Source organism: Ruegeria sp. AP7, assembly GCF_056539905.1.
Genome location: NZ_JBQFVT010000011.1, coordinates 37,417 through 63,545 on the forward strand (window position 1 = coordinate 37,417; position 26,129 = coordinate 63,545).

General features: G+C 57.0%; 27 protein-coding genes. 15 read left to right on the plus strand and 12 right to left on the minus strand.

The features are described 5' to 3' along the window. Positions 1 to 53: 53 nt before the first annotated feature. The gene (gene hemA / locus ACR0KN_RS17260) at positions 54 to 1,277 is read right to left on the minus strand and encodes a 5-aminolevulinate synthase (protein WP_170472185.1); all 1,224 of its coding nucleotides are present in this window, start codon (positions 1,275 to 1,277) and stop codon (positions 54 to 56) included. A gap of 302 nt (positions 1,278 to 1,579) precedes the next feature. Here hemA and ACR0KN_RS17265 point away from each other — a divergent pair, with 302 nt between their 5' ends. Beyond that, on the plus strand, positions 1,580 to 2,968 hold the full coding sequence (locus tag ACR0KN_RS17265; protein ID WP_480655289.1) for a dipeptidase: 1,389 nt from the start codon (positions 1,580 to 1,582) through the stop codon (positions 2,966 to 2,968). Between the two features lie 135 nt (positions 2,969 to 3,103). Here the strand turns inward: ACR0KN_RS17265 and lpdA are convergent, their stop codons facing one another. Further along, positions 3,104 to 4,498, minus strand: coding sequence for a dihydrolipoyl dehydrogenase (lpdA, locus tag ACR0KN_RS17270; RefSeq protein WP_480655291.1), 1,395 nt, complete (start codon positions 4,496 to 4,498; stop codon positions 3,104 to 3,106). Between the two features lie 354 nt (positions 4,499 to 4,852). On the opposite strand from lpdA, the gene ACR0KN_RS17275 reads away from it, so the two are divergent. Further along, positions 4,853 to 5,143 (plus strand): hypothetical protein, encoded by a 291-nt coding sequence (locus ACR0KN_RS17275; protein WP_480655293.1) that lies wholly within the window; start codon positions 4,853 to 4,855, stop codon positions 5,141 to 5,143. Here the strand turns inward: ACR0KN_RS17275 and ACR0KN_RS17280 are convergent. From ACR0KN_RS17280 to ACR0KN_RS17295, 4 genes are all read right to left on the minus strand, one after another. Further along, positions 5,140 to 5,718 carry a DUF924 family protein gene (locus tag ACR0KN_RS17280; protein WP_170472193.1) on the minus strand — a complete coding sequence of 193 codons (579 nt, stop codon included), beginning with the start codon at positions 5,716 to 5,718 and terminating at the stop codon, positions 5,140 to 5,142. The genes ACR0KN_RS17275 and ACR0KN_RS17280 overlap by 4 nt on opposite strands. A gap of 92 nt (positions 5,719 to 5,810) precedes the next feature. After that, positions 5,811 to 7,097, minus strand: coding sequence for an MFS transporter (locus tag ACR0KN_RS17285; protein WP_170472195.1), 1,287 nt, complete (start codon positions 7,095 to 7,097; stop codon positions 5,811 to 5,813). A 105-nt stretch (positions 7,098 to 7,202) separates the two neighbouring features. Continuing rightward, positions 7,203 to 8,249 (minus strand): tRNA preQ1(34) S-adenosylmethionine ribosyltransferase-isomerase QueA, encoded by a 1,047-nt coding sequence (queA, locus tag ACR0KN_RS17290; RefSeq protein ID WP_480455133.1) that lies wholly within the window; start codon positions 8,247 to 8,249, stop codon positions 7,203 to 7,205. Positions 8,250 to 8,293: 44 nt separating this feature from the next. Further along, the gene (locus ACR0KN_RS17295; protein ID WP_480655296.1) at positions 8,294 to 11,680 is read right to left on the minus strand and encodes a YhdP family protein; all 3,387 of its coding nucleotides are present in this window, start codon (positions 11,678 to 11,680) and stop codon (positions 8,294 to 8,296) included. A gap of 68 nt (positions 11,681 to 11,748) precedes the next feature. Between ACR0KN_RS17295 and ACR0KN_RS17300 the strand changes: the two genes are divergently transcribed. From ACR0KN_RS17300 to aqpZ, 6 genes are all read left to right on the plus strand, one after another. Then, entirely contained in the window at positions 11,749 to 12,210 is a 462-nt protein-coding gene (locus ACR0KN_RS17300) for a peroxiredoxin family protein (RefSeq protein WP_170773220.1), read from the plus strand. Between the two features lie 85 nt (positions 12,211 to 12,295). Continuing rightward, positions 12,296 to 13,114, plus strand: coding sequence for a ferritin-like domain-containing protein (locus ACR0KN_RS17305; RefSeq protein WP_480655403.1), 819 nt, complete (start codon positions 12,296 to 12,298; stop codon positions 13,112 to 13,114). A gap of 178 nt (positions 13,115 to 13,292) precedes the next feature. Beyond that, on the plus strand, positions 13,293 to 14,618 hold the full coding sequence (locus ACR0KN_RS17310; RefSeq protein WP_480655298.1) for a DUF5930 domain-containing protein: 1,326 nt from the start codon (positions 13,293 to 13,295) through the stop codon (positions 14,616 to 14,618). Then, on the plus strand, positions 14,608 to 15,108 hold the full coding sequence (locus tag ACR0KN_RS17315) for a bactofilin family protein (RefSeq protein ID WP_010442130.1): 501 nt from the start codon (positions 14,608 to 14,610) through the stop codon (positions 15,106 to 15,108). Before ACR0KN_RS17310 ends, ACR0KN_RS17315 begins: the two co-directional genes overlap by 11 nt. A gap of 122 nt (positions 15,109 to 15,230) precedes the next feature. Next, entirely contained in the window at positions 15,231 to 16,010 is a 780-nt protein-coding gene (locus ACR0KN_RS17320) for a HalD/BesD family halogenase (RefSeq protein WP_480655300.1), read from the plus strand. Positions 16,011 to 16,116: 106 nt separating this feature from the next. Beyond that, complete coding sequence (gene aqpZ, locus ACR0KN_RS17325) at positions 16,117 to 16,806, plus strand: aquaporin Z (protein WP_170540546.1); 690 nt, start codon at positions 16,117 to 16,119, stop codon at positions 16,804 to 16,806. Positions 16,807 to 16,860: 54 nt separating this feature from the next. Here aqpZ and ACR0KN_RS17330 read toward each other — a convergent pair whose 3' ends face one another. Continuing rightward, the gene (locus ACR0KN_RS17330; protein WP_170540549.1) at positions 16,861 to 17,409 is read right to left on the minus strand and encodes a peptidylprolyl isomerase; all 549 of its coding nucleotides are present in this window, start codon (positions 17,407 to 17,409) and stop codon (positions 16,861 to 16,863) included. Continuing rightward, on the minus strand, positions 17,402 to 17,908 hold the full coding sequence (locus tag ACR0KN_RS17335) for a peptidylprolyl isomerase (protein WP_170396522.1): 507 nt from the start codon (positions 17,906 to 17,908) through the stop codon (positions 17,402 to 17,404). Before ACR0KN_RS17335 ends, ACR0KN_RS17330 begins: the two co-directional genes overlap by 8 nt. Positions 17,909 to 18,044: 136 nt before the next feature. Between ACR0KN_RS17335 and ACR0KN_RS17340 the strand changes: the two genes are divergently transcribed. Together ACR0KN_RS17340 and ACR0KN_RS17345 are read left to right on the plus strand one after the other, a co-directional pair. Continuing rightward, positions 18,045 to 19,235, plus strand: coding sequence for a phosphoglycerate kinase (locus ACR0KN_RS17340; protein ID WP_480655303.1), 1,191 nt, complete (start codon positions 18,045 to 18,047; stop codon positions 19,233 to 19,235). Between the two features lie 129 nt (positions 19,236 to 19,364). Further along, on the plus strand, positions 19,365 to 19,664 hold the full coding sequence (locus ACR0KN_RS17345; protein WP_170540555.1) for a septum formation initiator family protein: 300 nt from the start codon (positions 19,365 to 19,367) through the stop codon (positions 19,662 to 19,664). A gap of 45 nt (positions 19,665 to 19,709) precedes the next feature. Here ACR0KN_RS17345 and ACR0KN_RS17350 read toward each other — a convergent pair whose 3' ends face one another. Continuing rightward, entirely contained in the window at positions 19,710 to 20,219 is a 510-nt protein-coding gene (locus tag ACR0KN_RS17350) for a hypothetical protein (protein ID WP_480655305.1), read from the minus strand. Positions 20,220 to 20,601: 382 nt separating this feature from the next. Here ACR0KN_RS17350 and pdhA point away from each other — a divergent pair, with 382 nt between their 5' ends. Genes pdhA through ACR0KN_RS17370 form a run of 4 tightly spaced genes read left to right on the plus strand, consistent with a single transcriptional unit; the run spans position 20,602 to position 24,540 of the window. Next, positions 20,602 to 21,591: a pyruvate dehydrogenase (acetyl-transferring) E1 component subunit alpha gene (gene pdhA / locus ACR0KN_RS17355; RefSeq protein ID WP_480655307.1), complete on the plus strand. Its 990-nt coding sequence runs from the start codon at positions 20,602 to 20,604 to the stop codon at positions 21,589 to 21,591. Positions 21,592 to 21,606: 15 nt separating this feature from the next. After that, entirely contained in the window at positions 21,607 to 22,977 is a 1,371-nt protein-coding gene (locus ACR0KN_RS17360) for a pyruvate dehydrogenase complex E1 component subunit beta (protein ID WP_480655309.1), read from the plus strand. Then, positions 22,977 to 23,237: a hypothetical protein gene (locus ACR0KN_RS17365; protein ID WP_010442121.1), complete on the plus strand. Its 261-nt coding sequence runs from the start codon at positions 22,977 to 22,979 to the stop codon at positions 23,235 to 23,237. Before ACR0KN_RS17360 ends, ACR0KN_RS17365 begins: the two co-directional genes overlap by 1 nt. A gap of 1 nt (position 23,238) precedes the next feature. Then, positions 23,239 to 24,540 carry a pyruvate dehydrogenase complex dihydrolipoamide acetyltransferase gene (locus ACR0KN_RS17370; RefSeq protein WP_480655311.1) on the plus strand — a complete coding sequence of 434 codons (1,302 nt, stop codon included), beginning with the start codon at positions 23,239 to 23,241 and terminating at the stop codon, positions 24,538 to 24,540. 71 nt (positions 24,541 to 24,611) lie between these two features. Here the strand turns inward: ACR0KN_RS17370 and cysE are convergent, their stop codons facing one another. Then, a complete protein-coding gene (gene cysE, locus ACR0KN_RS17375) occupies positions 24,612 to 25,421 on the minus strand; it encodes a serine O-acetyltransferase (protein ID WP_170472221.1) in 810 nt (269 codons plus the stop codon). A 92-nt stretch (positions 25,422 to 25,513) separates the two neighbouring features. Next, positions 25,514 to 25,789: a hypothetical protein gene (locus tag ACR0KN_RS17380; RefSeq protein ID WP_311201793.1), complete on the minus strand. Its 276-nt coding sequence runs from the start codon at positions 25,787 to 25,789 to the stop codon at positions 25,514 to 25,516. On the opposite strand from ACR0KN_RS17380, the gene ACR0KN_RS17385 reads away from it, so the two are divergent. After that, positions 25,781 to 25,846 (plus strand): hypothetical protein, encoded by a 66-nt coding sequence (locus tag ACR0KN_RS17385; protein WP_310793658.1) that lies wholly within the window; start codon positions 25,781 to 25,783, stop codon positions 25,844 to 25,846. The genes ACR0KN_RS17380 and ACR0KN_RS17385 overlap by 9 nt on opposite strands. On the opposite strand, the gene ACR0KN_RS17390 is transcribed toward ACR0KN_RS17385, so the two are convergent. Continuing rightward, on the minus strand, positions 25,827 to 26,123 hold the full coding sequence (locus tag ACR0KN_RS17390; RefSeq protein WP_480655313.1) for a DUF7742 family protein: 297 nt from the start codon (positions 26,121 to 26,123) through the stop codon (positions 25,827 to 25,829). The genes ACR0KN_RS17385 and ACR0KN_RS17390 overlap by 20 nt on opposite strands. Positions 26,124 to 26,129 lie beyond the last annotated feature (6 nt).

Consider the following 26,129-nt stretch of genomic DNA (forward strand, 5'->3'; position numbering starts at 1 on the left):
TTGTTAGCGTAAGCGTAACACGCAGCAAACTCGTTGCACACTTTAGTGTGACATTACCCGGCAAGTTCGGCGCGATTTAGCGCACAATGTGACCAAAGTTCGTCCATCGCCTGCACCAGACGGTTCATTTCGTCAGGCCCATGCACCGGAGAGGGGGTAAAGCGCAGGCGTTCGGTGCCGCGCGGGACGGTCGGGAAATTGATTGGCTGAACGTAGATTCCATAGTCATCCAGCAACCGGTCGCTGAGGATCTTCGTATGCACGGGATTACCGACGATCACCGGCACGATATGACTGCCATGATCTATCAGCGGCAAGCCCAGCCCTTTGAGCCGCAGCTTAAGAATACTGGCCTGGGTTTGGTGCTGCTCACGCAATTCCGGTGCGCGCTTGAGATAGGCAACTGAAGCCGCCGCCCCTGCAGCGACCGCAGGTGGCAGGGACGTGGTAAAAATAAAACCGGGCGCGTAAGAGCGGATGGCATCACACATCTTCTCGCTTGCGGCAATGTAGCCCCCCATGACGCCATAGGCCTTGGCCAGCGTTCCATTGATGATGTCGATGCGATGAGCAAGGCGATCCCGCTCAGTCACGCCACCACCACGGGCGCCGTACATACCGACTGCGTGAACTTCATCGATATAGGTCAAAGCTCCGAATTCATCAGCCAGATCGCAAATCTGTTCAATCGGACCAAAATCGCCATCCATCGAGTAGACTGATTCAAAGGCGATCAGCTTGGGGGCTGCCGGGTCATCGGCCTCGAGCAATTCGCGCAGATGTGCGACATCATTGTGACGGAATATACGCTTGGCCCCACCATTACGGCGCACGCCTTCGATCATTGAGGCGTGGTTCAGCTCGTCTGAATAGATGATCAAGCCAGGAAATAGCTTGGGCAACGTGCTCAGGGTCGCATCATTTGCAATGTAAGCGCTGGTGAACAATAGCGCGGCTTCCTTGCCATGCAGATCGGCCAACTCAGCTTCGAGACGTTTATGATAGACAGTCGTCCCTGATATATTGCGTGTTCCGCCTGAACCCGCACCGGTCGCATCTACCGCCTCATGCATCGCGTCCAGCACCACGGGGTTTTGCCCCATGCCCAGATAATCGTTGCCGCACCACACGGTGATGTTCTGCTGTGATCCGTCCGGGCAAGTCCGCACGGCGTGCGGGAATTGACCCTTACGGCGTTCGATATCAATAAAGGTCCGATAACGTCCTTCGTCATGCAGCCTGGCAATCGCAGTATCGAGCTGAGCAGTATAGTCCAACGGACCCTCCTTGGATGCCCGGGTTTATCATAACCCCGGGCGATATTTTTTGCCACATCACAGACGGGCCGAATATATGGCTTCGCGTTCCCCTGTCCGACCTGCCTACAGCCAAACCGTTGAACCCAACTTTGATTTGCATCAAATACCTACTAAGCGGCTATCCGACAAGTAAAGTTACGGCAACCAGACGCGAGGAAACGACGCAGGCAGATTCACCGATTCTTAAGGCAAAACGGGCTGGACGGCCCCGTTTGCGCTGCTAGGCTCTGCGCCAAATCCAGACCTTTCAGGAGAGACCCATGTCGCTTGACGCTGTACTGAGCCGGATCGATACCGATCTGACAACCTCTATCGATCGCCTGATGGAGTTCCTGCGAATCCCCTCTATTTCCACTGATCCAGCGTTCAAGGAGAACGTCGACAAAGCCGCAGACTGGTTGGTCGATGATTTGAAAAGCATCGGCATCAACGCTGAAAAGCGAGAAACCCCGGGCCATCCTATGGTTGTTGGTCATGTCGGCGAAGGCAACGAAGGCCCTCATGTTCTGTTCTATGGCCATTATGACGTACAACCGGTTGACCCGCTGGAACTGTGGAACCGCGACCCCTTCGATCCAGCATTGGAAGACACCGCACATGGTCAAGTGATCCGCGGTCGTGGGTCCTCCGATGACAAGGGTCAGTTGATGACCTTTGTAGAAGCTTGCCGCGCCTGGAAAGCGGTTCACGGCTCCCTGCCCTGCCGCATTACCTTTTTCTTTGAGGGCGAGGAAGAATCCGGATCGCCATCTCTGGTTCCGTTTCTCGAAGCAAATAAAGCCGAGCTTCAGGCTGATCTGGCTCTGGTCTGTGACACTTCTATGGTGTCGCGCGGCGTGCCGTCAATCGCGTCGCAACTGCGCGGCATGCTCAAGGATGAATTCACCATCATCGGCCCCCGCATCGACCTGCATTCAGGCCATTATGGCGGACCCGGCCTGAACCCGTTGCGAGAGCTATCGCGCATCGTTGCCTCATTCTACGACGAAGACACCGGTCGCGTGGCGGTCGACGGCTTCTACGAAGGCGTGCACGAAGTCCCAGCGGAGCAACTGCGCCAATGGCAGAATTGTGGTTTCGACGAAGCGGAATACCTGAACTCCGTTGGCTACTCCGAACCACACGGCGAAAAGGGGTATTCGACGCTCGAACAACAATGGGCGCGGCCGACGCTGGAAGTGAACGGCTTGTGGGGAGGCTACAACGGCGCTGGCTCCAAAACCGTTATCCCGTCCGAGGCGCATTGCAAGATTACCTGCCGTCTGGTTGGCGATATGGATCCGGATGCGTCGCGCAATCGAATCCGCAAACATGTCGAAGATCGCTTGTCATCGGATGCCAAAGTAGTATGGGATAACGACCTTGAGGGCTCGCCCGCCTCGGTCATGAACCTCAATCGCCCCGAATTCGAAGCCGCGCGCGGCGCGCTTTCGGATGAATGGGACCGCGAGGCCGTCTTCACTGGCATGGGCGGCTCGATCCCTGTCGTTGGTTATTTCAATTCGGTGTTGGGCTTGGATTCCATGCTGGTCGGCTATGCTAATGACGACGACGCCATTCACTCACCGAATGAGAAATACGACGTCAAAAGTTTCCACAAGGGAATCCGCTCGTGGGCGCGCATTCTGGACGCTTTGACCAGGAAATAAGCATGGTATTTTACGAGGCTCTGCCTCGCGCTCCGGGATATTTCCAGCCAGATGAAGTACGGATACCCTGCTTCATCTGGCGATAAATATCCCGGAGAGTCGCGGCGTACCGCGACGGGGGCTGAGCCCCCTTCCTTACAGGTGGATCACGCGCCCATAGGCATCCAGCACGCTTTCATGCATCATTTCCGACAGCGTTGGGTGCGGGAAGACAGTGTTCATCAGATCTTCTTCGGTGGTCTCCAACTGGCGGCCCACCACATAGCCCTGGATCAGCTCGGTCACTTCAGCACCGATCATGTGCGCGCCCAGCAGTTCACCAGTCTTGGCATCAAACACGGTTTTGATCAGCCCTTCAGGCTCACCCAGTGCGATGGCCTTGCCGTTGCCAATGAACGGGAACCGGCCGACCTTAATGTCGTACCCCAACTCTTTGGCCTTGGCTTCGCTGTATCCGACCGAGGCGACTTGAGGCTGACAATAGGTACAGCCAGCGATGCTTTCGGGTTTGACTGGATGCGCGTGCTTACCAGCAATAAGCTCAGCGACCATAACTCCTTCGTGGCTCGCCTTGTGCGCAAGCCACGGCGCGCCCGCGATATCGCCAATCGCATAAAGTCCTTCAACCTCGGTACGGCAGAATTCATCCGTCACAACATGGGTGCGGTCAATCTTTACGCCCAGAGCCTCAAGCCCGAGGTTCTCAACATTGCCGACAATACCAACCGCCGAAATCACGGTGTCAAAGTCGTGCTTCTCGACCTTACCTTTCACCTCGATATGCGCGGATACTTTGCCCTTGGCGCGGTCCAGTTGCTTGACCATTGCTTTTTCCATGATGGTCATGCCTTGCTTGGTGAAGGCCTTTTTTGCAAACGCGCTGATCTCAGCATCTTCGACCGGCAGAACGCGATCCATGACTTCGACAACAGTCGTGTCTGCTCCCAGCGTGTTGTAGAAACTGGCGAATTCGATTCCGATCGCGCCCGAACCGATAACGAGCAATTTCTTGGGCATCCGCGGCGGCTGCAGCGCGTGTTTGTAGGTCCAGACCAGATCGCCATCAGCCTCGAGCCCCGGCAGTTCACGCGCACGGGCGCCAGTGGCCAGAACGATGTTCTTCGCTGTCAGCTCCTCGGTGCCTTTGTCAGTTTTCACGCTGACCTTGCCTTTGGCCGGAATGGTCGCTTCTCCCATCACAACGGCCACTTTGTTTTTCTTCAACAGGTGACCGATTCCGCCGGAAAGCTGCGCCGCAACCCCGCGCGAGCGTTTGACCACGGCGTCCAGATCGTAACCGACCTTGTCAGCTTTCAGGCCAAAATCCTTGGCACGCTCCATCAGATGGAACACTTCCGATGACCGCAACAGCGCCTTTGTGGGGATACAGCCCCAGTTCAGGCAGATGCCGCCCAAATGCTCGCGTTCAACGACAGCGGTCTTAAGGCCCAATTGTGCCGCGCGAATAGCGGCCACATAGCCACCGGGGCCAGCCCCGATTACGATCAGATCATAGGATTGTGCAGCCATGTTTCCCTCTCGGCACAGATCGGTTTAAAAACTAGTTTACCGTTAAACTATTTTTCCCAACGCATCAACATAACTTCCCGCGACATATGTGACGCAGGGTAATTTCGCCATTATCAAGCTGAATTCAGCCTATACCCGTGCCGCCGCAAAGGCTAGAACGGAGACTTCGGAACCATTTGTTTTTGATATCCACCATATTTCGAAAGGCGAAACATGGCCAAAACCCTCAAGGACTTATTACTGGCTTTTTTGAACGCGACATTGATATTGCTGGCCTTATGCCTCTTCCTGGGGTGGAAACTTTTGCAATCCGCAGACCAAATTCGGACCGGATTTGCTGAGAACTTGCAAGCAGTGGCGCCATTACGCGAACAGGCGCAAGGCATAAGAGTAGAGATTACAGAGCTGCGCAGCGATCTTGCCTCATTTGGCCAGAGAGCACAGCTTGATGAAACCATGCGCCAACAGCTCAGCGCCACACTGCAACGCTTGAACAGTTTGGAGGGGAAGCTTGAAAACACCCAATCTCGCTTGGCGAACCTTGTCGAACGTCCGGAAGACCTGATCAACTATGCGATCACGACTTCTGCAGACAACATCACCAACCGGATACTGATCATCAAGGGTTGCGAGCCCGCGACCTAGGTCGCGGCCTGCAATTCACGTACTGTTGATCCGTAGCCACCATTGCTCACATATGCGGCTTCGTGATCAGTAGTTGCCCTTTCCAGTGCATCGTTTCGGTATGGGAAACGACCGAATTTTCGGATCACCTCGCGATGCGCGCGCGCATGCAGCAGATTACTGTCGCCACTTTCGGGCATCCGCTCAAGCATCATGCGTACACAACGCTCCTGATCGCACAAATTTTCCGAGTGCATCATTGGCAGATAGAAGAACTGCCGCGCGGGTTCATCGATCTTTAGATCCCAGCCCTTGTCGACCGCGCATTTTGCTGCCGCCAGTGCCGCCCTATCGGATGCAAAGGCTTGCTTGCTGCCCCGGAACATATTGCGAGGCAACTGATCCAAAAGGATAATGTAAGCCAGCGTCCCGCTGGGATAGGTCAGCCAGAGCGAAAACTTGCCTTCACACGCTGCTTTCCAGGTTGAAAGGAATTTGTCTCGGATCCGCGCATCCAGCGCTTCATCCTGTAGGTACCACCCCTCGGGGCCGACCTCATCTAACCAAAAACTCAATACTTCTTCAGGACCTGCCATTGCCCTAGACTCCGTAATTGTCCTCCCCAGGACGTAACGTCATTAAAATCACTTTTACAGATTTGTGACAGTAACATATTGCAACACTAAAGTCACAATTCCGGCGCACGGGCGGGTTCTTGCGCATCTTGCTCATCTTGCGCTGCTTCAATAGCAACCTCTTGGGCGACTTCCAGCGCAACAGGTGACGAAGTTGGGTAGATCGGAGCAATCGCGCCCGTCTCATCCACCGGTGTGTAGACTCGCTGGGTCATCCGATAGGCGGCGTAGGCGGCCATGGCAAACATCAGCGTAGCGATAAACAGAAAGAAACCCTTTGGCCCGACAACGCCTGTGCCCATCAGCCAGCCGGTAATAATTGGCCCGGCGATAGCTCCAAGGCCATTGATGAATACCAGCCCGCCCGAGGCCGCCGACATATCATCATACTCCAGATAATCGTTGGTATAAGCTATCAGCAGGGAATAGAGCGGGCTTGTCATGCCGCCAATAAAGAAGGCCGCAACAAGAAGCATCGTGAATGTTACCCCCAGCACCATGCCAATAACGGCACCGACCCCGCCAACCGCCGAGACCAATATAATCAATACGCGACGATCCATCCGGTCGGACATCCAGCCCAACGGAAACTGAAGCAATACCGCTCCAATATAGAACACCGCCACGAAGATCGAAATTTCAACCAGACTCAGACCTACTTGCGCACCATAAACGGCGCTCATCCCGAATTGAGCCGAGAAAATCCCGCCCAACAAGAACATGCCAACGCAGCCCAGCGGTGATGTTTCCATCAACTGGCGCAGGGTCATCGGCTTGGTGGTGTCAAACGCAGGTGTAGGAGAGATCGACAACAAAATGGGTGCAAACGAGATCGAAACCAGAATCGACGCGATGACAAAGGTTTCATACCCGGCGGGGTCACCAACCAGCAGCAGGGCCTGAGCGCTGACCACACCCGCCATCTGCACGATCATATAAAGCGAAAGGGCCTGTCCTCGGTTCTCGTTGTTTGCGGCGTTGTTCAGCCAGCTCTCAGCGGTCACATACACACCCGAGAAACAGAATCCGATCACGACCCGGCCCAGCGACCAGGCAATGGGATCGGCAAGCATCGGATACATTATCATGACGGCCGAAATAAACGAAGCCAGTGCTGCGAATACGCGCACATGACCGACGCGACGGATCATTTCGGGCGCCAAACGCGAACCGCCGAGAAATCCAACAAAATAGGCGGACATTACAAATGACATTTCGAGGGTAGAAAACCCCTCAATCTCGCCACGCACGCCCAGCAGAGTGCCCTGCAGGCCGTTGCCGACCATCAGCAATCCCATACCCAGAAGAAGCGCCCAAGCGCTGGAAAGAACCTGAAGCATTCTGCCAACCCAAATTGCTGATTTGTTTTGTTCGCTTTGCGATCAAATACTATCCGCGTCGCGCCTGTCTACGACATTGTTGCGGCGCGGATGAAACAGATGCGACTAGGGGATCAAAAGAGATGCGTCGCCGTAGGAGAAAAAGCGATATTCATCCGCGATCGCGTGATCATAAATTGACTTGACTCGATCCTGTCCCATCAACGCGGAAACCAACATTAACAGTGTGGATTTCGGCAGATGAAAGTTAGTCATCAACGCATCAGTGACGTGAAACTGAAATCCGGGGTAAATGAATATGTCGGTCTCACCTTCCCACGGTTCGATCTGCCCTGAACGTGCAGCACTTTCGATCAGACGTAAGGCCGTCGTGCCCACAGGAATGATCCGCCCACCCGCTGCTTTGGTCGCGGCGATATCGGCTGCGGCCTGCGCGCTGACACGGCCCCATTCAGCATGCATTTTGTGGGTCGCCACGTCCTCGACCTTAACTGGCAGAAAGGTGCCCGCACCCACATGCAAAGTGACATGGGTAAACTCGACACCACGTGCTGAAAGCGCCTGCAGCAACGCATCGTCGAAATGCAGCGACGCTGTCGGGGCTGCGACAGCACCAGAGTTCCGCGCCCATACAGTTTGATAATCGGTCTTATCCTGTTCGTCCGCAGCACGTTTCGCCGCAATATAAGGCGGCAATGGCATCGCGCCAGCCTGCTCCAAGGCTTGGTCGAAATCCTCTCCGGTCAGGTTGAAACGCAGAAAGGCCTGGCCATCGGCAACCCGATCCAGGGTCGCACTTAGGTCATCTGAAAACACGATTTCTTCGCCAGGTTTGACCTTCTTTAGCGGTTTGATCAGTGCAGCCCAGCAGCCGTCGGATTGCGGGTCCAGCAGCGTCGCTTCGATCGCTGCAGACACAGGCCCCTGTGCGCTGCTGCGATGGCGGCGGCCATTTAGGCGTGCTGGGATGACGCGCGTGTCGTTCAAGACCAGCCGGTCCCCAGGGAGCAATATGTCCGGTAGTTCGTGGACTCGCTGATCCCGAATGGTATCCTGCTGCGCAAGTAGCAGGCGTGCCGATGAGCGCGGGCTGGCAGGCCGCGTCGCAATCAGGTGTTCAGGCAGATGGAAATCAAAATCGCTGAGTTTCATGGCCGCGCCATACATCGGCCCAACAGATTCGGCCACCGCTCAGATCAACGGTCCTCGCCGCGTGATTGCACAGCCGGATGGGGTTGGTCCGATCGGTCAGGCGTTGCATTTGGGCCATCCGAGACAGTCGGCGCGGGCTCGCGCAACAAGTTTCGCAGGAACAACGGGGCCAGCCCGGACAGCGGATTGACAGAAACCTTTGGATCGCTCAGTGGGCCTGTCAGGGTATAATTGAAGGCGAAAACCCCCTCGCCCTTCTTCGACAGAACACTGCCTATCGCATTAACCAGATAAATTGGCGAGATCGCGCCGCGCAGGTTCAGCATTTGAGTCACCGTATCAATGGTGCCCTCGAATGAAAGTCCCATAGATGGCCCCACGGCGCTGCCACTTAAAACCTTCACTTCGGTCGGGGTGATGCGCATTTTGCTATCGATGGCTGCAAAGAATATGCCCTGTCCCGCCATCTCGTCCAACAGCCCCACCAGACTGATCGCGTTCAACAAGGCCGCCATCGCCGGAGCGTCGGTGATCCGTGTATTCTTGATTTTTAGGTCAACGTCGTAGTTTCCGGGCTCGGCAATCGGGTCGAGTTGCAATTGCATGGACCCGCCACGCGCCTGCGTCAGAACACCAGCCGAACGCAGAACCGCACCCGCATCTTCGGAAGTCAGCCCAACCGCCGTTCGATTATCGCGCGGCGTCACCTGGCCTTTGATCCGCGCGCCACCGTTGACCTGAGCTGCGAATCCACCCATCAACCCGCCTGTGGTTTGAAACAAGCCGGTTAACCCGGTCAATGCCACCGTCTCGGTAACCTGTAACCGGTCCAATTTGACGTCGAGTTTCGGCCCAGGTCCAGCTGCCCTACCTCCGCTGCTAGCCCCTTCACCCAAGGTCGATTTACCCAGATTAAGCACGCCGCCCAACACGCGGATGTCCGGTAACGCCGCCCCTCGCCCGATCAGTTCCGCAGGAACAGCCAACCAGTTGCCCAATTCAAATGAGCTGAAGCGCACGCGGTCAAACCCACCATCTCTGAAAGAGATCGTGGCTGATGTTCGCAACCCCGCCGCCTCGATGCGCAGCTCATCGACGCTGAGTTGCGCGCCTAGCGTCGCTTCGGCTGTTAAGGCGCCACTGCTGTTTGCCCCTTTCCTCCACCCCAACTCGGGGATGGCCAGAGCCACCCCCACCAGGTCAGAGTTTGCGTTCAGAAGTGGCGGTTCACCTGCGCCGATACCCAGTGAAAAGTCGGCGACCCCCTGTCCGGTTAGCATCCCTTTGGGTAAACCGGCATTTATCTGTTCCATCAGGCGCGGAGAGATTTCAATTTGCCCTGTCAGCTCACTACGTTGCGCGGTGTCGCCGCCGATGGGCTGTCGCCAGGTGGCTTTAACTGGTACGACGCCAAACAGGCCCTCGCCCGAAATGGCGACCTCCGTTTGATCCCCTTTCAGATCGAGCTGGTCGGCACTGACTTCAAACCCCGGCACCAGCCTGTCACTGTCCAGATCGACCAGTTCGCCCAAAAAATGGAATCGTGTGTCTTCAAGCTTCAAGCCCTTGATCATGGGCAACGACAACGTACCCGAAAGACTGACCTGACCTTCTGCCAGCTCTATGGGAAGATTGGCCTTGGTCAATAATTGCAGCGGTGGCCGATCCAATAAAGACAGGGCAGCCGTCACGCTACCCTTGGCCTGCACGCGGGCGATCCCGGGCGTGGATTTCTTGATACGGGTGTCTGGAATGATAAACGAAGTGCCCGAAGCATCAACCGCACCGCCCTCGTCCGCAATTACGATCCCCTTCTGGGCCGAAACCGTAAACCGTCCGTTCAGCAGGCTTGCCTGCCCTTGCGCATCCTGAATGGGCGGAAGCGTCTTGGCGAACCGGACCTTGGTATCTTCGAACTCAAAATCGGCATAGATGTCGGGTTTTTCTCCGGGCCGCAGACGCAGAGCGAAATCCAGATCCGACATTTCGCCCTGATACAGGTTTTCAGTGATCCAGAGACGCGGTTTCGGCGCAAGACGTTCTGGCCAGTATTTCAACAATTGATCTGAGCTCATCTTGTCGATCTGCGCGTCAATCTCGGCAACCCAACCTTCGGTCAGACCGGCCAATGACCCGCTAAGGCGCGCGCGATGGGCACCATCTTCGATTGTCATCTGACCCAACTGCATCCGAAACGGAGCCAGTTTCATCTGAAAGTCCACATCGGCCCGTGCCAGATTCAATGGTTCAGGGAACAAATTGACCGGATTGATCTCAATCCCGCTCAGACGGAACTGCCCTGACATGCTCTCCAAGCCGCCGGCTTTGACCCCCTTCAGGAAGGTAATTCCATCCGCCTGCACTGTTCCCCAAGCGGAATTGATCGAGACCTCATTAAAGTCCAGCGCCTGCAGCTTTGGATCGTATGTAAAATAGGTCCTCGCCGATTCAAACTTGATCGGTGTTGTTTCTGGTGTCGGCTGCACCGCACCCGCACCGAGGTTCAGTGTGGCAAAGACCGGACCCAGTGCGCCTTCGGGGTCCACGCTACCACGCAAAGCACCAGAGATGGGCGTGCGCAACACCTGCATCCATGCAAGAGCTGGGCTGTGTCCGCCAATATCTTCGGAAGGCAGATCGGTGATCGAAATGCCAAACTGTGCGGCAGGGCTGCCAAGCGAACTAGTATAATTGGCCTCGATCGTGCTTACGTAGTCCCGCCCGGCAAGTACCGAAAAGCTGGTGGCCAGTCGAACCTCGCGCGCGCTGCGGGTCGCCTGAATGCGCCCACCATCCAGCACCCAGGACCGGCCCAGCCGCAGATCCTGATAGTCCAGCGTAATTGCATCCAGTTCAACCGAGGTCAGGGCTGACAAGACAGGCGCCTGGAACACCTCATCCGAAGCCTCGATCAGCTGCGCCAGATTCGGAGCTTGCCCGACCGGCGCACTGCCCGCACCCACCGTCAGAGAAAGGGCTCCGTCCACACGCCTTGTCAAAGCGATCTGCGCGCCTTGCAGGATGATCCGCTTGGGCCGCACATGACCGCGCAGCAGCGGGCGCATAGAGAGGCTGGCCCGCAGGTCGGACACTTCGGCGATCTGCCGTCCGTCCGCGTCACTGATGCGGACATCGGTCAAACGCAATCGAGGACGCCAGCCTTCATGAATGATAAAGCTGACATCGCCGAACCGCACTTTGACGCCGCCCAGCGCCTGATCTAACCGAGTTTCAACCCGATCACGTAGCCAATCCGGCGCGTGCATGCGCTGCCCCACCACCATGAAGCCTGTGACCAGGGCCAGAAGAACAAGAATGAAGACACCGCGCAGTGTCCACAAGCCAGCAGTCCGTCGACGCGACCGACGTCGGGGCTTTTTAACCGAACCGGCGTCATCCTGCTGTTCTTGCTGGACCAATTTACGTCCCACGCCTTTCAACCTGCAAACGGAGCCCTATGATATGCGGCAACCGTTAATTTCCCAGCCGGAGTTTGAATATGCCCGAAGTCTCAGACATCGCACCCGACTTTACTCTGCCCCGCGATGGCGGCGGCGAGGTGTCCCTGTCGGAACAACGCGGCCGTGCCGTCGTTCTATTTTTCTACCCCCGCGATGATACGCCGGGCTGCACTAAGGAATCCATCGGTTTCTCGGAACAACTGCAAGCCTTTGCGGATGCGGGTGCTAACGTTTTCGGCATCTCGCGCGACACCTTGGCAAAGCACGACAAATTCGTCGCGAAGCACGGCCTGACCACGCCACTTTTGTCCGATGAGGGTCAGACCGTGTGCGAGGATTATGGCGTTTGGGTCGAAAAGAACATGTATGGGCGGAAATCGATGGGCATTGAACGTTCAACCTTTCTAATCGATGCCGAGGGCAAAATAGCCCGTATCTGGCGCAAGGTGAAAGTGCCGGGCCATGTGGACGAAGTGCTTGAGGCTGCGCGCGCACTCTGACCCTCTCGACCCGGGCGGGCATCAAGGGTATGACCCACGCGGACTGCAGCGTAAGGGGGCAAGCGTGTCAAAAACACTGACCGAAATGGCGACTGAGGTTTTGACCACATCGGTCGGACGCGAGAAAACCGCCCTGTCCAAACAATACGCCGTTGCCTGGTTTACATCCCGGCAGGGCGACGCGCCCAAGATCGAAGTGGGCACCGCCGAGCCACCGCTTTACCCTGCGCGGCCTGAAAAGCCCGAACTATTGTCGCCTCGGGATGTGCCCCGCCGCAGGCCCGGGTCCGAGGCGGGCCGTATCGCGCTGTTACACGCCGTCGCGCATATAGAGTTGAACGCCGTGGACCTGCATTGGGACATCATTGCCCGATTTGGCCATGTGCCGATGCCCATCGGCTTCTATGACGATTGGGTGAAATGTGCCGAAGAAGAATCGCGCCATTTCGAGATGGTCTGCGACTGCCTCGAACAGATGGGCAGCCATTATGGCGCCCTGCCCGCCCATGCGGGAATGTGGCGCGCCGCCGAGGACACCGCCGAGGACCTGATGGGCCGCCTTGCCGTCGTCCCGATGGTTCTTGAAGCGCGCGGGCTTGATGTGACCCCTGGCATGGTAGACATCTTCCGCAAGGCCAAGGCTGATGACGCCGTTGCCGCGCTTGAGGTGATCTATGCCGAAGAGGTCGGCCATGTTGCCTATGGCTCGAAATGGTTTCACTTTCTGTGCGGGCGCGAGAATGCGGATCCCAAGGATGTGTTTCACGCCCTTGTGCGCCGCTATTTCCACGGAGCGCTGAAACCCCCCTTCAACGAAGAGAAGCGCGCCGAGGCCGGACTGCCCCCTGATTTCTATTGGCCCCTGACCGAAGACCTGCCACCACCCGGAGTTGTATCAGACTGACAGCAAACGCCTGTTATCGGCAAATTCCCGCCGATCACGTGCGGTAAAACTCCGTTCATTGCGCTCGATTGGTTAACAAACTTGCCCGAATGCCCCGACCCCTTTATGCAATCGCGTCAAGGAGCGGCTACTCACTCACGACCGGCTCCGAGATATGGGGACAATTGAGGTAGGACGCGTGCGGACACGTCTGGCAATTAAACTACACTCACTGCTTGAGCGGCACTTTCCAGAGCGCCGGGTTTTTCTGAAATCTGACAATGATACACGGTTTATCCGGCTAAGTTCGGAGACCCAGATCGCCGCCGTCGCTGGTGTCGGGGTAATGGTCGCCTGGACCGCCATTGCCACGTCGATCCTGCTGATGGACAGTATTGGGTCTGGCAATTTCCGGGAACAAGCCAAGCGCGATCAAGCAACCTATCAAGAGCGCCTGAATATCCTGTCGGATGAACGTGATACGCGCGCTGCCGAGGCTTTGGCCGCCCATGACAGGTTCAACGCGGCGCTGGAACAGATTTCGGTCATGCAGTCCGAGTTGCTGGAATCCGAGAACCGCCGCCGCGAGCTGGAGACCGGCATCGAGGTTATCCAGACCACACTGCGCGCCACGATGAAACAGCGTGAAGACGCCCGAATTGAATTGGCCGAACTGCAACAAAGCGCCGGTCGGGATTCTGCGTATATGGCGGCATCGGCCAATCCCGCGCAAATGGCATTCATGACAGACGCTCTGGCTAGGACCGCTGCACAGCGCGACCAGATTGCAGCTGACGCACAAGGCGCGCTGCATCAGCGCGATGAGCTAGAACTTGAAATTCGTCTGATGCAGGAACGCAGCGACGAGATTTTCCGCCAGTTGGAAGAGGCCATGGTGATCTCGGTCGAACCCCTCGACAAGATGTTCCGCAACGCGGGCATGCCCACAGATCGTATCCTCGACGAGGTTCGTCGCGGATATAGCGGTATGGGCGGTCCGCTGACCCCTTTATCCCTTAGTACGCGCGGTGAGGAACTGACCCCCGACCAGATCCGCGCAAATATCCTGCTGGAACAGATGGACCAGCTGAACCTCTATCGCATCGCTGCCGAAAAGGCCCCCTTCGCCAGCCCGGTGCGTGCAGCGGTTCGTTTCACCAGCGGCTACGGTACGCGGCGCGATCCCAAGACCGGCGGTCGCCGCATGCATAATGGCGCTGATTTTGCCGGCCCCTCGGGCACCGATATCTTCGCGACTGCTGATGGTGTTGTCACTCATGCAGGCTGGCAATCGGGTTTCGGACGGCTGGTTAAGATCAAGCACGCCTTTGGGATTGAGACACTTTACGCTCATAACACCAAGGTACGCGTAAAGGTTGGTCAAAGGGTCTCGCGCGGGGATCATATTGCTGATATGGGTAGCACCGGACGGTCGACCGGCACACACTTGCACTACGAGGTCCGTGTGAACGGAAAACCTGTTAACCCAATGACTTATATCAAGGCTGCGAGAAATGTTTTCTAAGAGCAAAATCAACGAACCCGGATCGAAAGAGACTGAGGCAGCAAAACCAGCCGCACCGGCCACTCCGGCGGCTCCTGCACCGGCTGAAACCAAGGCGAGCACCCCGCCCAAGCCAAAGCCGCCCGCATCGGTCCTGTCCTCGGATCTTCACATCACCGGAAACCTGAAAACCTCGGGCGATATCCAGGTTGAAGGCACCGTAGAAGGTGACATCCGCGCCCATCTGCTGACCATCGGCGAAACTGCCACCATCAAGGGTGAAGTTACTGCCGATGACGTCGTCGTCAACGGCCGCATCGTGGGCCGCGTACGTGGCCTGAAGGTCCGCCTGACCTCGACCGCACGAGTCGAAGGCGACATCATCCACAAGACCATCGCGATCGAAAGCGGCGCCCATTTTGAGGGTTCCGTACAGCGTCAGGACGACCCGCTGAACCCCGGTCGCGGCGGCAAATCGGGTGCCAACCCTGCAGCAGAAGTCAAACAATAACGACAGGTCATTCTGTCCTGCTGAAACGCCGCGATCCTGATCGCGGCGTTTTTTTTGTTTCTCGGTTACAGAATAAGTCCTACACCGGTTGGGAAAATTGCACTCAACGGCCTGGAGGCTCAATGGAACTGGCAGATATTGTTGACCTCACCACATACCCGATCGAGGATGCGGAATTTTGCGCGAAACTCAGACAGTGCTATCAACGCGACGGTGTGCTGGAGATGCCGGGTTTTGTCAAAGAGGGCGCGATATCCTCGATTCGGGCCGAAGGTCTAGCCAATCGGGAAAAGGTTTATGCGAAGACCGAAAAACATACGGTCTATCTCAGCCCGAAGGACCCTGCCTACAATCCTGATCACCCGCGCAACAGGCTGGTTACATCCTCAAAAGGCTGCCTGACAGATGATCAAATTGCCGAATCCTCCGCCCTGCGGGCGTTATATGATTCAAATGTATTCCGCGCCTTTCTGTGCGACGTGCTGGAAGAAGACGCGCTGTATGAATATGCCGACCCGTTGTCGTCCATTAACCTGCATTTTGCCGAGCAAGGCCAAGAGTTGGGTTGGCACTTCGACAACTCTTCATTCGCGATCACTTTGATGGTGCAACCTCCGGAACAGGGCGGGTCATTTGAGTACGTTCGTGATGTGCGCAATGCAGATGCCGGTGAGATGAGCTTTGACGCGGTTGGAGACATCCTTAATGGCCGTACCCCGGTTAATAGGCTTGACGCCAGCGCTGGAACGCTGGTGTTCTTCCGCGGCCGGAATTCGATCCATCGGGTTGCACCAAACGAGGGTGAACAAACCCGTATTCTTGCCGTGCTCGCCTACAATACTGAACCCGGCATCTCATTATCGGAAAGCGCGCGCCAGACGTTCTACGGACGCACTGGATAGTTTCCACTCGCTGTGAAAGAGCCTAAGAATTTCCCCGCAAACGTCAGTTTCACAAAACGCACTTTATGAATTAGTCTTAAAACCATTGTTTTCTGGAGGACTTTTCATGTCATCGAAACTTATGGCTGAATTCTTTGGCACTTTTTGGCTCGTACTTGGAGGCTGCGGCAGCGCGGTTCTGGCTGCGGGCGTCGCCGATGTGGGTATCGGCTGGCTGGGCGTTTCCTTTGCCTTTGGCCTCACAGTGCTGACCATGGCCTACGCGGTCGGGCATATCTCGGGCGGGCATTTCAACCCGGCAGTCAGCCTTGGCCTAATGATAGGCGGGCGGTTCGACGCCAAAGATCTGATCCCTTATTGGATCGCTCAGGTGATCGGAGCCATCGCGGCAGCAGCCGTGCTCTATTTAATCGTAAGCGGAGCGCCGGGTTTTGAAGGTGTCGGAGGGTTTGCCTCGAACGGGTATGGCGAGGCCTCGCCCGAAGGTTATTCGATGATGTCCGCGTTGGTAATCGAAATCGTCATGACGGCCTTCTTCATCGTGATCATTTTGGGGGCAACGTCCAGCGGTGCTCCGGCAGGATTCGCGCCGATTGCCATCGGGTTGGGGCTGACGCTGATCCATCTGATTTCGATTCCAGTGACGAACACCTCGGTAAACCCTGCCCGGTCAACTGGCGTGGCGCTGTTTGCCGACGGTCCGGCACTAGCTCAGCTTTGGTTGTTCTGGGTGGCGCCCCTGATTGGCGGCGCAATTGGCGCGCTGATCTGGCGGGCGATGTCGTCCGACGACTGATCGGTCCGTTTCTGAAAGCCCCGGTCCGCTGTCGCGAGCCGGGGCTTTTTTCGTTCATTCGGTCACGGTGACCTTTTTCATCGCATCGGGCTGACCGATAACAGCACCGTTAGGGCCGTCGCCGCGCTTGATCGCATCGACTACATCCATCCCGTCGGTAACTTGGCCAACGACGGTGTATTGGCCGTTCAGGAACGGACCGGGCTCGAACATGATGAAGAACTGCGAGTTTGCGCTGTTGGGATCCTGTGCCCGTGCCATGCCGACAACGCCCCGGTCAAAATTGTAGTCCGAGAACTCAGCAGGCAGGTCTGGGCGATCTGACCCACCTGTTCCGGCGCGACGCATGTCCGCGCCTACGCGGCCATGTTGCACATCACCGGTCTGAGCCATGAAGCCATCAATCACGCGGTGAAACACAACGCCATCATACTGACCGTCAGCGGCCAGAGCGGTAATCTGCTCGACATGCTTTGGTGCAAGGTCTTCGAAGAGGTCGACCGTAACGGTTCCATTCGCCCCCTCGCCTTCGATTTCGATCTCAAGGCCTGTCGCCAGCGCAGGGCTGGCCAACACGACGAATGCAGCAGCCAGCTTATGCATCGGCGGCCACCTTCACGCTGATCATCCGGTCAGGGCTCGCAGGCGGCTCACCACGAACGATGGCATCCACATGCTCCATTCCATCGATGACACGACCATACACGGTGTACTGACCGTTCAGGAAATGGTTGTCCTTGAAGTTGATGAAGAATTGCGAGTTGGCCGAATCCGGGTTGGCCGAGCGTGCCGCGCCCAAAGTGCCGCGATCATGGGGCAGCTTCGAGAACTCGGCAGGTACGTTCGGGAGCGACGATCCGCCAGTGCCTGCCATGCGAATGTTGAAACCGTCTTCCATGTCGCCATGCTGTACGTCACCGGTTTGCGCCATGAACCCGTCGATCACACGGTGGAAGGCAACGTTGTCATATTCGCCACCACGCGCCAGCTCTTTCATGCGGGCCGAGTGCTGAGGGGCCACGTCGGGTAGCAGCTCGATAACGACATTGCCGTCTTTCAGCTCGATGATGATCGTGTTTTCGGGGTCTTTGATCTCGGCCATCTGGCCCTCCTGTCTTTGAAACTTGCGCAAATACCTATGACGCAGACGCGCGAATGCCAAGTGACGCATTGACCTGAAGGCAAAATGCAGGAAAAGAACCGCCTGAAACTGGATGTAATGGGCAAGGATAGACGCGATGGGCTGGAAAACTCTGGACGATATGGAACTGAACGGCAAACGGGTTCTGGTACGTGTGGATATCAACGTGCCCGTCGCGGATGGTGTGGTCACGGATGACACCCGCATTCAGCGCATCGTGCCAACCGTGCGCGATATCCTCGCCGCAAACGGCAAGCCGATCCTGCTGGCCCATTTCGGTCGGCCGAAAGGCGAACGCGTCGCCGAGATGTCTCTCAGGCAATTGGTCCCGGCGCTCGAGACCGCCTTTGGCACACCGGTTCGGTTCGCCGATGATTGCGTCGGTCCTGAGGCCGAAGCTGCCGCAGCATCGCTGGGTGCAGGCGAGGTACTGCTATTGGAAAACACCCGTTTCCATGCCGAAGAAACCAAGAACAGCTTGCCCCTTGCTGAAGGCATGGCAAAACTGGGCGATGTCTATTGCAACGACGCCTTCTCGGCCGCCCACCGCGCGCACAGCTCGACCGAAGCACTTGCCCGCCTGCTACCGGCCTGCGCCGGTCGTCTGATGCAACAGGAACTCAGCGCGCTTGAGGCTGCCTTGGGTGCACCCAATCGCCCCGTCACTGCCGTTGTCGGTGGCGCGAAAGTGTCAACCAAACTAGACCTGTTAGGCAACCTGATCGAGAAGGTCGATTACCTCGTAATCGGCGGAGGTATGGCCAATACCTTCCTGGTGGCCAAAGGGATCGACGTCGGAAAATCTCTGGCCGAACACGCCATGACCGACACCGCTGCAGAAATCCTGAACAAAGCCGAATCTACAGGCTGCACGATCGTCCTGCCGCGCGACATCGTCGTGGCCGAGGCATTCGAGGCAAACGCACCGCATCAGGTTCTGCCCGCGGATCAATGCCCTGCCGACGCCATGATACTGGACGCTGGCCCCGGAAGCGTCGAAGCCGTGGCCGAGGTGCTGGAGAAAAGCCAGACTCTGATCTGGAACGGCCCGCTTGGCGCGTTCGAGCTGACCCCGTTCGACGCCGCCACCAATGCCGCCGCGCTGCAAGCCGCGGCTTTGACCCGAGATGGCAAACTAACCTCTGTCGCGGGTGGAGGTGACACGGTGGCCGCGCTGAACGCATCGGGTGCAGCGGCTGAATTTTCTTATATCTCCACCGCAGGTGGTGCGTTCCTGGAATGGATGGAAGGTAAGGCCCTGCCAGGCGTCGCCGCTCTGGTTCGGTAAGCGCCCAACCCTCAGATTTGACCTTTTTATTCACAGGGGATTCACAAGCCGAATCACCTGTGACATAGTACCGGTAGATGCCCGCTAAGGGCACGTTTTGAGGCAGTTCGTTCTACGGTGGTTTACACGGTGACCCGTTCCTATCGACCCGGTCTTGGGGCATTCGCATTCTACTCGGTCGCCTTTATGTTAGGCGTCTATTTCACCTTTGCCGCCGTGCAGGGGGATTATGGCTTGTTCCGACGTGTGGAAATTGCAGCGGAACGTGACGCGCTGTCCCGCGACCTTACCCTGCTTCAGGATGAGATCGCGCGAATGGAAAATATGACCCGTCGCCTGTCCGACACTTATCTGGACCTCGATCTGCTGGACCAACAGGCGCGCTCGATCCTTGGCATGATCCGCGCGGACGAGATTGTCATTCGCTGATCAATGGAAATGAGGTTTAGAAGATAGTTACGGTTTTCTCGGCCCTTACGTCTTTGGAACATGGTAGCCGAACGCATCTATTTCTTCGCGGAATACTTCGGCCACCCGCTCTACAGTATTGAAACTCCAATCCTCGCCGTAGAACTGTTCGAATCTGCTGGATTGTCGAATTCCGGACTTTGCCCGCACCCCGTTCAACGAGATGCCATCAATCCCCAAGCTCTTCAAAAAACTTTCGAATTCATCCTGAAGATTGTCATATTGCAGCACTTTATCGACCGCGATCACTCCATCTTCAGAATAAAGGTGGAAATCCGAAAAATATCTCAGCTGTGCCTGGCAAAAACGTGAGAACTGTTCCGTCGGGCTTGTAATCTCGGTCTTTCGCTGGTGCATCCAAAAATAGAACGCTGAAACAGCCTTGTCCCATGGATTACGCTCAACGCAAAAACTTGTGCAATCATCGGCAAGATCAGACAGGTAACCCTTCACAATTTCAATTCCGGCATGCGGATTTCGCACCCGGATTTTACCACCTCCTCGTTCGCGCAGCATCTTCACCGATTTCAGGACTATTTTTCGCTTGCCACTTCGAAGGCTCTCTTCCTCTCTGGTAAGCGGAGAGGCAAAGTCTCCTGCCCTCAATAGTTGACCAAGAGCAATTTCGATGGAAGATCCTCCGGTTTTCTTGGTCTTTATGAACACCAGTTTTGGCTCTCTTAGGATCATCATGTTCGCCGGCCTGCATTAATTCTGCTGCGTCCTTCCTCGGTAATACCAAAATCGCAACTGATTCAATTGCACAAATTGATCGGCTGGCAGCGATGCAACTCAAGGTATTGCCCCCGCGTCACATTAGCACTCGCCAGAAGGGATTAAATGCTTTATGAGATAGTTTAACGCTAAACTATCTGTCCGAGAGGGGGAGATCGCCACGATGGCTGCGCGAAAAACCACAAAGAAACCAAACGTTTCTGCGGAAGAGCTTAAGACCTACTACCGCGAAATGCTGCTGATCCGCCGATTCGAAGAAAAGGCTGGTCAGCTTTATGGCATGGGTCTGATTGGTGGGTTCTGCCACCTTTACATCGGACAAGAGGCGGTCGTAGTTGGTCTTGAGGCTGCCGCCCAAGAGGGTGACAAGCGGATTACCTCTTATCGCGACCACGGACATATGTTGGCCTGCGGCATGGATCCGGGCGGTGTGATGGCCGAATTGACTGGTCGCGAAGGTGGCCTTTCAAAAGGTAAAGGCGGCTCGATGCACATGTTCTCGAAAGAGAAACACTTCTATGGCGGCCACGGTATCGTCGGCGCTCAGGTGCCATTGGGCGCAGGTCTGGCCTTCGCCGACAAGTACAAGGAAAACGGTGGCGTAACCTTCACCTATTTCGGTGATGGCGCGGCCAACCAGGGCCAGGTTTATGAGACGTTCAACATGGCGGCGATCTGGGATCTGCCGGTTGTCTTTGTGATCGAGAACAACCAATACGCCATGGGCACGTCGCAGACGCGTTCGACCTCAACCAAAGACATCTACCATCGGGGCGAGGCGTTCGGCATCCCCGGCGAGATCGTCAATGGCATGGACGTTCTGGCGGTCAAAGCTGCTGGTGAGAAGGCCGTCGCCCACTGCCGCGCTGGCAAGGGCCCCTACATCCTCGAGGTCAAAACCTACCGCTATCGCGGCCATTCGATGTCCGACCCAGCTAAGTACCGCACGCGCGAAGAAGTTCAGAAGGTCCGCGAACAAAGCGACCCGATCGAACACGTGCGCGAGCTGCTGCTAACCGGCAAACATGCGACCGAGGATGACCTGAAGGCGATCGACAAAGAAATCAAAGAAATCGTCAATCAAGCCGCTGAATTCTCGAAAGAAAGCCCGGAGCCGTCGCTGGATGAGCTCTGGACCGACATTTACGCCTGAGAGGACGAATAAGACATGGCAACCGAAATTCTCATGCCCGCCCTTTCGCCCACGATGGAAGAGGGCACACTGGCCAAATGGTTGGTTAAGGAAGGCGACACCGTATCCTCGGGCGACATCATGGCCGAGATCGAAACTGACAAGGCGACGATGGAGTTTGAGGCCGTCGATGAAGGCATCGTCGGCAAAATCCTGATCGCTGAAGGCACAGAGGGGGTCAAAGTGAACACCCCTATCGCCGTGCTTGTGGAAGAAGGCGAAGACGCCTCGGCCCTGCCCGCGGCTGCACCCGCGGCCGCAGCGGTGACCGAGGCCGCCCCAGCGGCGGTTGAGGCCCCCACTTCTGCCACTGCCCCTGCTGCGCCGGTGGTCGACCTGTCGCCCGACTGGCCCGCAGATGCAGAGATGAAGTCCGAAACCGTCCGCGAAGCACTCCGCGATGCGATGGCCGAAGAAATGCGCGGTGATGAAGATGTCTATCTGATGGGCGAGGAAGTCGCCGAATATCAGGGCGCGTATAAAATCTCCCAAGGTCTGCTCGATGAGTTCGGCGCCAAGCGTGTCATCGACACTCCGATCACTGAGCACGGCTTTGCCGGTATCGCGGTCGGCTCAGCGTTCGGCGGTCTGAAACCAATTGTCGAGTTCATGACCTTCAACTTCGCCATGCAGGCGATTGACCAGATCATCAACTCTGCCGCCAAGACGCTTTATATGTCTGGCGGTCAGATGGGTTGTCCCATCGTGTTCCGTGGCCCCAACGGTGCCGCCGCCCGCGTGGCTGCTCAGCACAGCCAGGACTACGCCGCGTGGTACATGCAGGTGCCTGGCCTCAAGGTGGTGATGCCCTATTCCGCAGCCGACGCCAAAGGCCTGCTGAAATCGGCCATCCGTGATCCGAACCCGGTTGTGTTCCTTGAAAACGAAATCCTCTACGGCCGCTCCTTCGACGTGCCGCAAGTGGATGACCTTACCATCCCGCTGGGCAAGGCCCGCATCTGGCGCGAAGGCTCGGACGTGACCATCGTCAGCTTCGGCATCGGCATGCAATATGCGCTGGAAGCCGCCGACAAGCTGGCCGAGGACGGCATCAGTGCCGAGGTGATCGACCTGCGCACTATCCGCCCGATGGACACCGGCGCGATCATCAACTCGGTGATGAAAACCAACCGTCTTGTGACCGTCGAAGAAGGCTGGCCGCAAGGTTCCGTTGGTAGCTACATCAGCTCGGTCGTGATGCAGGAAGCGTTCGATTATCTCGACGCACCGGTCATCACCCTCACCGGCAAAGATGTTCCGATGCCATATGCAGCGAACCTCGAAAAGCTGGCGCTGATCACCACAGACGAGGTGATCGCAGCGGTGAAACAGGTGACCTACCGGTAATGGAGATCAGGGGCCGCGATCCAGCAACCGAATGCTACCGTGTCGAGATCGATCTCGACGACCGGACCGTGCGGGCGCTTGTGCCCGAACGGCTTGCGGCGGATATGCGGTTGATCGGCGCGCGCCCCTCGCACCAGACCGCCTATGTCTGGATGGCGGAGAACAAAGATAAAATCGAGGCTGCGATTGCGACGCTCGCACGCGGCACCGGGCGCCCCAAAGCGCCCTTTGACCAAATTACTCTGATTGAGGAGCGCTGAAATGCCCACCGAAATCCTGATGCCTGCCCTGTCCCCGACGATGGAGGAAGGCACACTTGCAAAATGGCTCGTCAAGGAAGGCGACACCGTCTCCTCAGGCGATCTTTTAGCCGAGATCGAAACCGACAAGGCAACAATGGAGTTTGAAGCTGTTGACGAAGGCACCGTCGGCAAAATCCTTATTCCTGAGGGAACTGAAGGCGTTAAAGTCAACACCGCGATCGCAGTCTTGCTTGAAGACGGCGAAAGCGCTGATGATATCGCAACCACGCCAACCGCCGCTCCCGCGGCTGCGCCAGCAGCTGCAGCGGGCAACGAGGCTGCCGCACCAGCGGCACCCGAGGCGCCCGCCCCTGCCCCGGCAGCGCCGGCCAAAGCGGATGGCGGTCGTATCTTCGCCTCCCCCCTTGCTCGTCGGATTGCCGCACAAAAAGGCCTGGATCTGGCACAAATCTCAGGTTCTGGTCCTCATGGTCGTATCGTCAAAGCCGATGTGGAAAGCGCCACAGCCGCACCTGCAGCGGCACCAGCGCCCGCTGCTGCGGCCGCTCCAGCCGCCGCTGCGCCTGCAGGCCCATCGGCAGACGCCGTGGCCAAGATGTATGAAGGTCGCGAATACGAAGAGATCAAACTCGACGGCATGCGCAAGACCATCGCCGCGCGTCTGTCTGAGGCGAAGCAGACCATCCCGCATTTCTACCTGCGCCGCGACATCAAACTGGATGCACTACTCAAGTTCCGCAGCCAGTTGAACAAGCAGCTTGAAGGCCGCGGAGTGAAGCTCAGCGTCAACGACTTCATCATCAAAGCCGTCGCCAACGCGCTGCAGCAAGTGCCCGAATGCAACGCTGTCTGGGCGGGCGACCGGGTTCTGCAACTGAAACCTTCGGATGTGGCTGTTGCCGTCGCCATCGAGGGTGGTCTGTTCACTCCGGTCCTGCAAGATGCCGACACCAAATCACTGTCGGCGCTCTCGACCGAGATGAAAGACCTCGCCGGTCGCGCCCGCGAACGCAAGCTGGCGCCGCATGAATACCAAGGCGGCACTTTCGCCGTTTCGAACTTGGGCATGTTCGGCATCGACAATTTCGATGCCATCGTGAACCCGCCGCATGCCGGTATTCTCGCAGTCGGCACTGGCCTCAAGAAACCCGTTGTCGGAGATGATGGAGAGTTGACGGTCGCCACCGTCATGTCCGTCACCATGTCGGTTGATCACCGGGTCATCGACGGCGCGCTTGGCGCTCAGCTGCTGCAAGCCATCGTCGATAATCTGGAAAACCCGATGGTCATGTTGGCCTAAGCCAGCTGGAATACGCACAAAAAAGGCCGCCTCGAACCCCGAGGCGGCCTTTTTCGTTTAATAACTCAGATTTACTGGTCTTTCCCCAGCATATGATCCATCGAGATCGAAGGTTGATCGCACCCGGCCTCGCCCACGATCTTGGCGGGAATACCCGCAACCGTCGTGCACGGTGGAACCTCTTGCAGCACCACAGAACCCGCCGCGATACGGCTGCAATGGCCGACCTCAATATTGCCCAGAACCTTAGCACCAGCGCCGATCAGAACTCCATCACCAATCGTGGGATGGCGCTGTTCTTCTTCCTTGCCGGTCCCGCCCAGTGTTACCGAATGCAGCATCGAGACATTGTCACCCACAACGGCAGTCTCACCGATCACGATGGAATGCGCATGGTCAATCATGATGCCCTTACCAATCCGCGCGGCGGGATGGATATCGATCCCGAAAATCTCGGATGACCGCATCTGGAAGAAATAGGCCAGATCATGCCGTCCCTTCTTCCAAAGCCAATGGGCCACACGGTAGGCCTGCATCGCCTGATAGCCTTTAAAATACAGAATCGGCTGCAGCAGACGGTGGCAGGCCGGATCGCGCTCATAGACTGCCATCAGGTCTGCGCGCGCGGCTTCGAGCAGCGCTTTGTCGTCGGCATAAGCCTCGTCCACTATCTCGCGCAGCACCATCATCGACATCTCGTTCGAGCACAGCTTGGCCGAGATGCGATAGGAAAGCGCCCTTTCCAGGCTGCGGTGATGCAGTATACAGGCATGCACCAATCCGCCCATCAGTGGCTCTTTTTCAACGGCCGCGTGGGCTTCAGAGGTTATGCGGTCCCAAACGGGATCCACTGGCGTCACTTGGCTGCGCGTTTCGAACATGGCTTTTCATCCTTTGCTGCGCTTAGAATAGCCATCTAGTGGCAAAAACGCCAAACGCAAACCCTTGATGCACAGTGCAACAAAAAATGAACTCAGCTGAACTGGAGCAATTCCGGCAACTCATCCACCAACGCCTTGGCGATCTGGCCACGCAATCCGCAGCCGGCCAAGAAGCTCAATCGATTGTGGAACTGGATCAACAGGCAGTTGGTCGACTTAGCCGAATGGATGCCCTTCAAAATCAGGCGATGGCGAAAGCCCAGCAGGTTCGGCGGAACACCGAAGTTCATCGTCTTCAGGCTGCGCTTGTCCGGATGGAAGAGGACGAGTTCGGCTATTGCGAAGATTGCGGCGAGGAAATTGCCCACGGTCGGCTAAAATTGGACCTTGCCGCATCCAAATGTGTCAGCTGCGCGACTGCTTAATCTGAAACCGGATCAGTTTTAGCAGAACCATCTCGAAACACTGGCAATATTGCAGATCATCGAAACTTGGTTCATCTGCCAGCGGTCGACTGCGTGCAGCCGCCATTAGTGAGCCATTGCCGTAAACCGGATGCAGCCGACCCGTTCTGGCGACGTGCTGATCTGACAGTTCGGCCCCAGAGATCAAAAGGGTGCTCAACTGATCACGGTCGGCTAGCGGCGCAGCCAGCAAAGCCCGCGCCGCTGCGCTGATATCTCCGTGCAGGACCGGTCTCACAGTGCC

Excerpts from the sequence above, each read along its gene's own strand:
- ACR0KN_RS17265 (WP_480655289.1), top strand. The coding sequence starts at position 1,580 with ATGTCGCTTGACGCTGTACTGAGCCGGATCGATACCGATCTGACAACC.
- lpdA (WP_480655291.1), bottom strand. The coding sequence starts at position 4,498 with ATGGCTGCACAATCCTATGATCTGATCGTAATCGGGGCTGGCCCCGGT.
- ACR0KN_RS17280 (WP_170472193.1), bottom strand. The coding sequence starts at position 5,718 with ATGGCAGGTCCTGAAGAAGTATTGAGTTTTTGGTTAGATGAGGTCGGC.
- ACR0KN_RS17285 (WP_170472195.1), bottom strand. The coding sequence starts at position 7,097 with ATGCTTCAGGTTCTTTCCAGCGCTTGGGCGCTTCTTCTGGGTATGGGA.
- queA (WP_480455133.1), bottom strand. The coding sequence starts at position 8,249 with ATGAAACTCAGCGATTTTGATTTCCATCTGCCTGAACACCTGATTGCG.
- ACR0KN_RS17300 (WP_170773220.1), top strand. The coding sequence starts at position 11,749 with ATGCCCGAAGTCTCAGACATCGCACCCGACTTTACTCTGCCCCGCGAT.
- ACR0KN_RS17305 (WP_480655403.1), top strand. The coding sequence starts at position 12,296 with ATGGCGACTGAGGTTTTGACCACATCGGTCGGACGCGAGAAAACCGCC.
- ACR0KN_RS17315 (WP_010442130.1), top strand. The coding sequence starts at position 14,608 with ATGTTTTCTAAGAGCAAAATCAACGAACCCGGATCGAAAGAGACTGAG.
- ACR0KN_RS17320 (WP_480655300.1), top strand. The coding sequence starts at position 15,231 with ATGGAACTGGCAGATATTGTTGACCTCACCACATACCCGATCGAGGAT.
- aqpZ (WP_170540546.1), top strand. The coding sequence starts at position 16,117 with ATGTCATCGAAACTTATGGCTGAATTCTTTGGCACTTTTTGGCTCGTA.
- ACR0KN_RS17330 (WP_170540549.1), bottom strand. The coding sequence starts at position 17,409 with ATGCATAAGCTGGCTGCTGCATTCGTCGTGTTGGCCAGCCCTGCGCTG.
- ACR0KN_RS17335 (WP_170396522.1), bottom strand. The coding sequence starts at position 17,908 with ATGGCCGAGATCAAAGACCCCGAAAACACGATCATCATCGAGCTGAAA.
- ACR0KN_RS17340 (WP_480655303.1), top strand. The coding sequence starts at position 18,045 with ATGGGCTGGAAAACTCTGGACGATATGGAACTGAACGGCAAACGGGTT.
- ACR0KN_RS17350 (WP_480655305.1), bottom strand. The coding sequence starts at position 20,219 with ATGCTGCGCGAACGAGGAGGTGGTAAAATCCGGGTGCGAAATCCGCAT.
- pdhA (WP_480655307.1), top strand. The coding sequence starts at position 20,602 with ATGGCTGCGCGAAAAACCACAAAGAAACCAAACGTTTCTGCGGAAGAG.
- ACR0KN_RS17360 (WP_480655309.1), top strand. The coding sequence starts at position 21,607 with ATGGCAACCGAAATTCTCATGCCCGCCCTTTCGCCCACGATGGAAGAG.
- ACR0KN_RS17365 (WP_010442121.1), top strand. The coding sequence starts at position 22,977 with ATGGAGATCAGGGGCCGCGATCCAGCAACCGAATGCTACCGTGTCGAG.
- ACR0KN_RS17370 (WP_480655311.1), top strand. The coding sequence starts at position 23,239 with ATGCCCACCGAAATCCTGATGCCTGCCCTGTCCCCGACGATGGAGGAA.
- cysE (WP_170472221.1), bottom strand. The coding sequence starts at position 25,421 with ATGTTCGAAACGCGCAGCCAAGTGACGCCAGTGGATCCCGTTTGGGAC.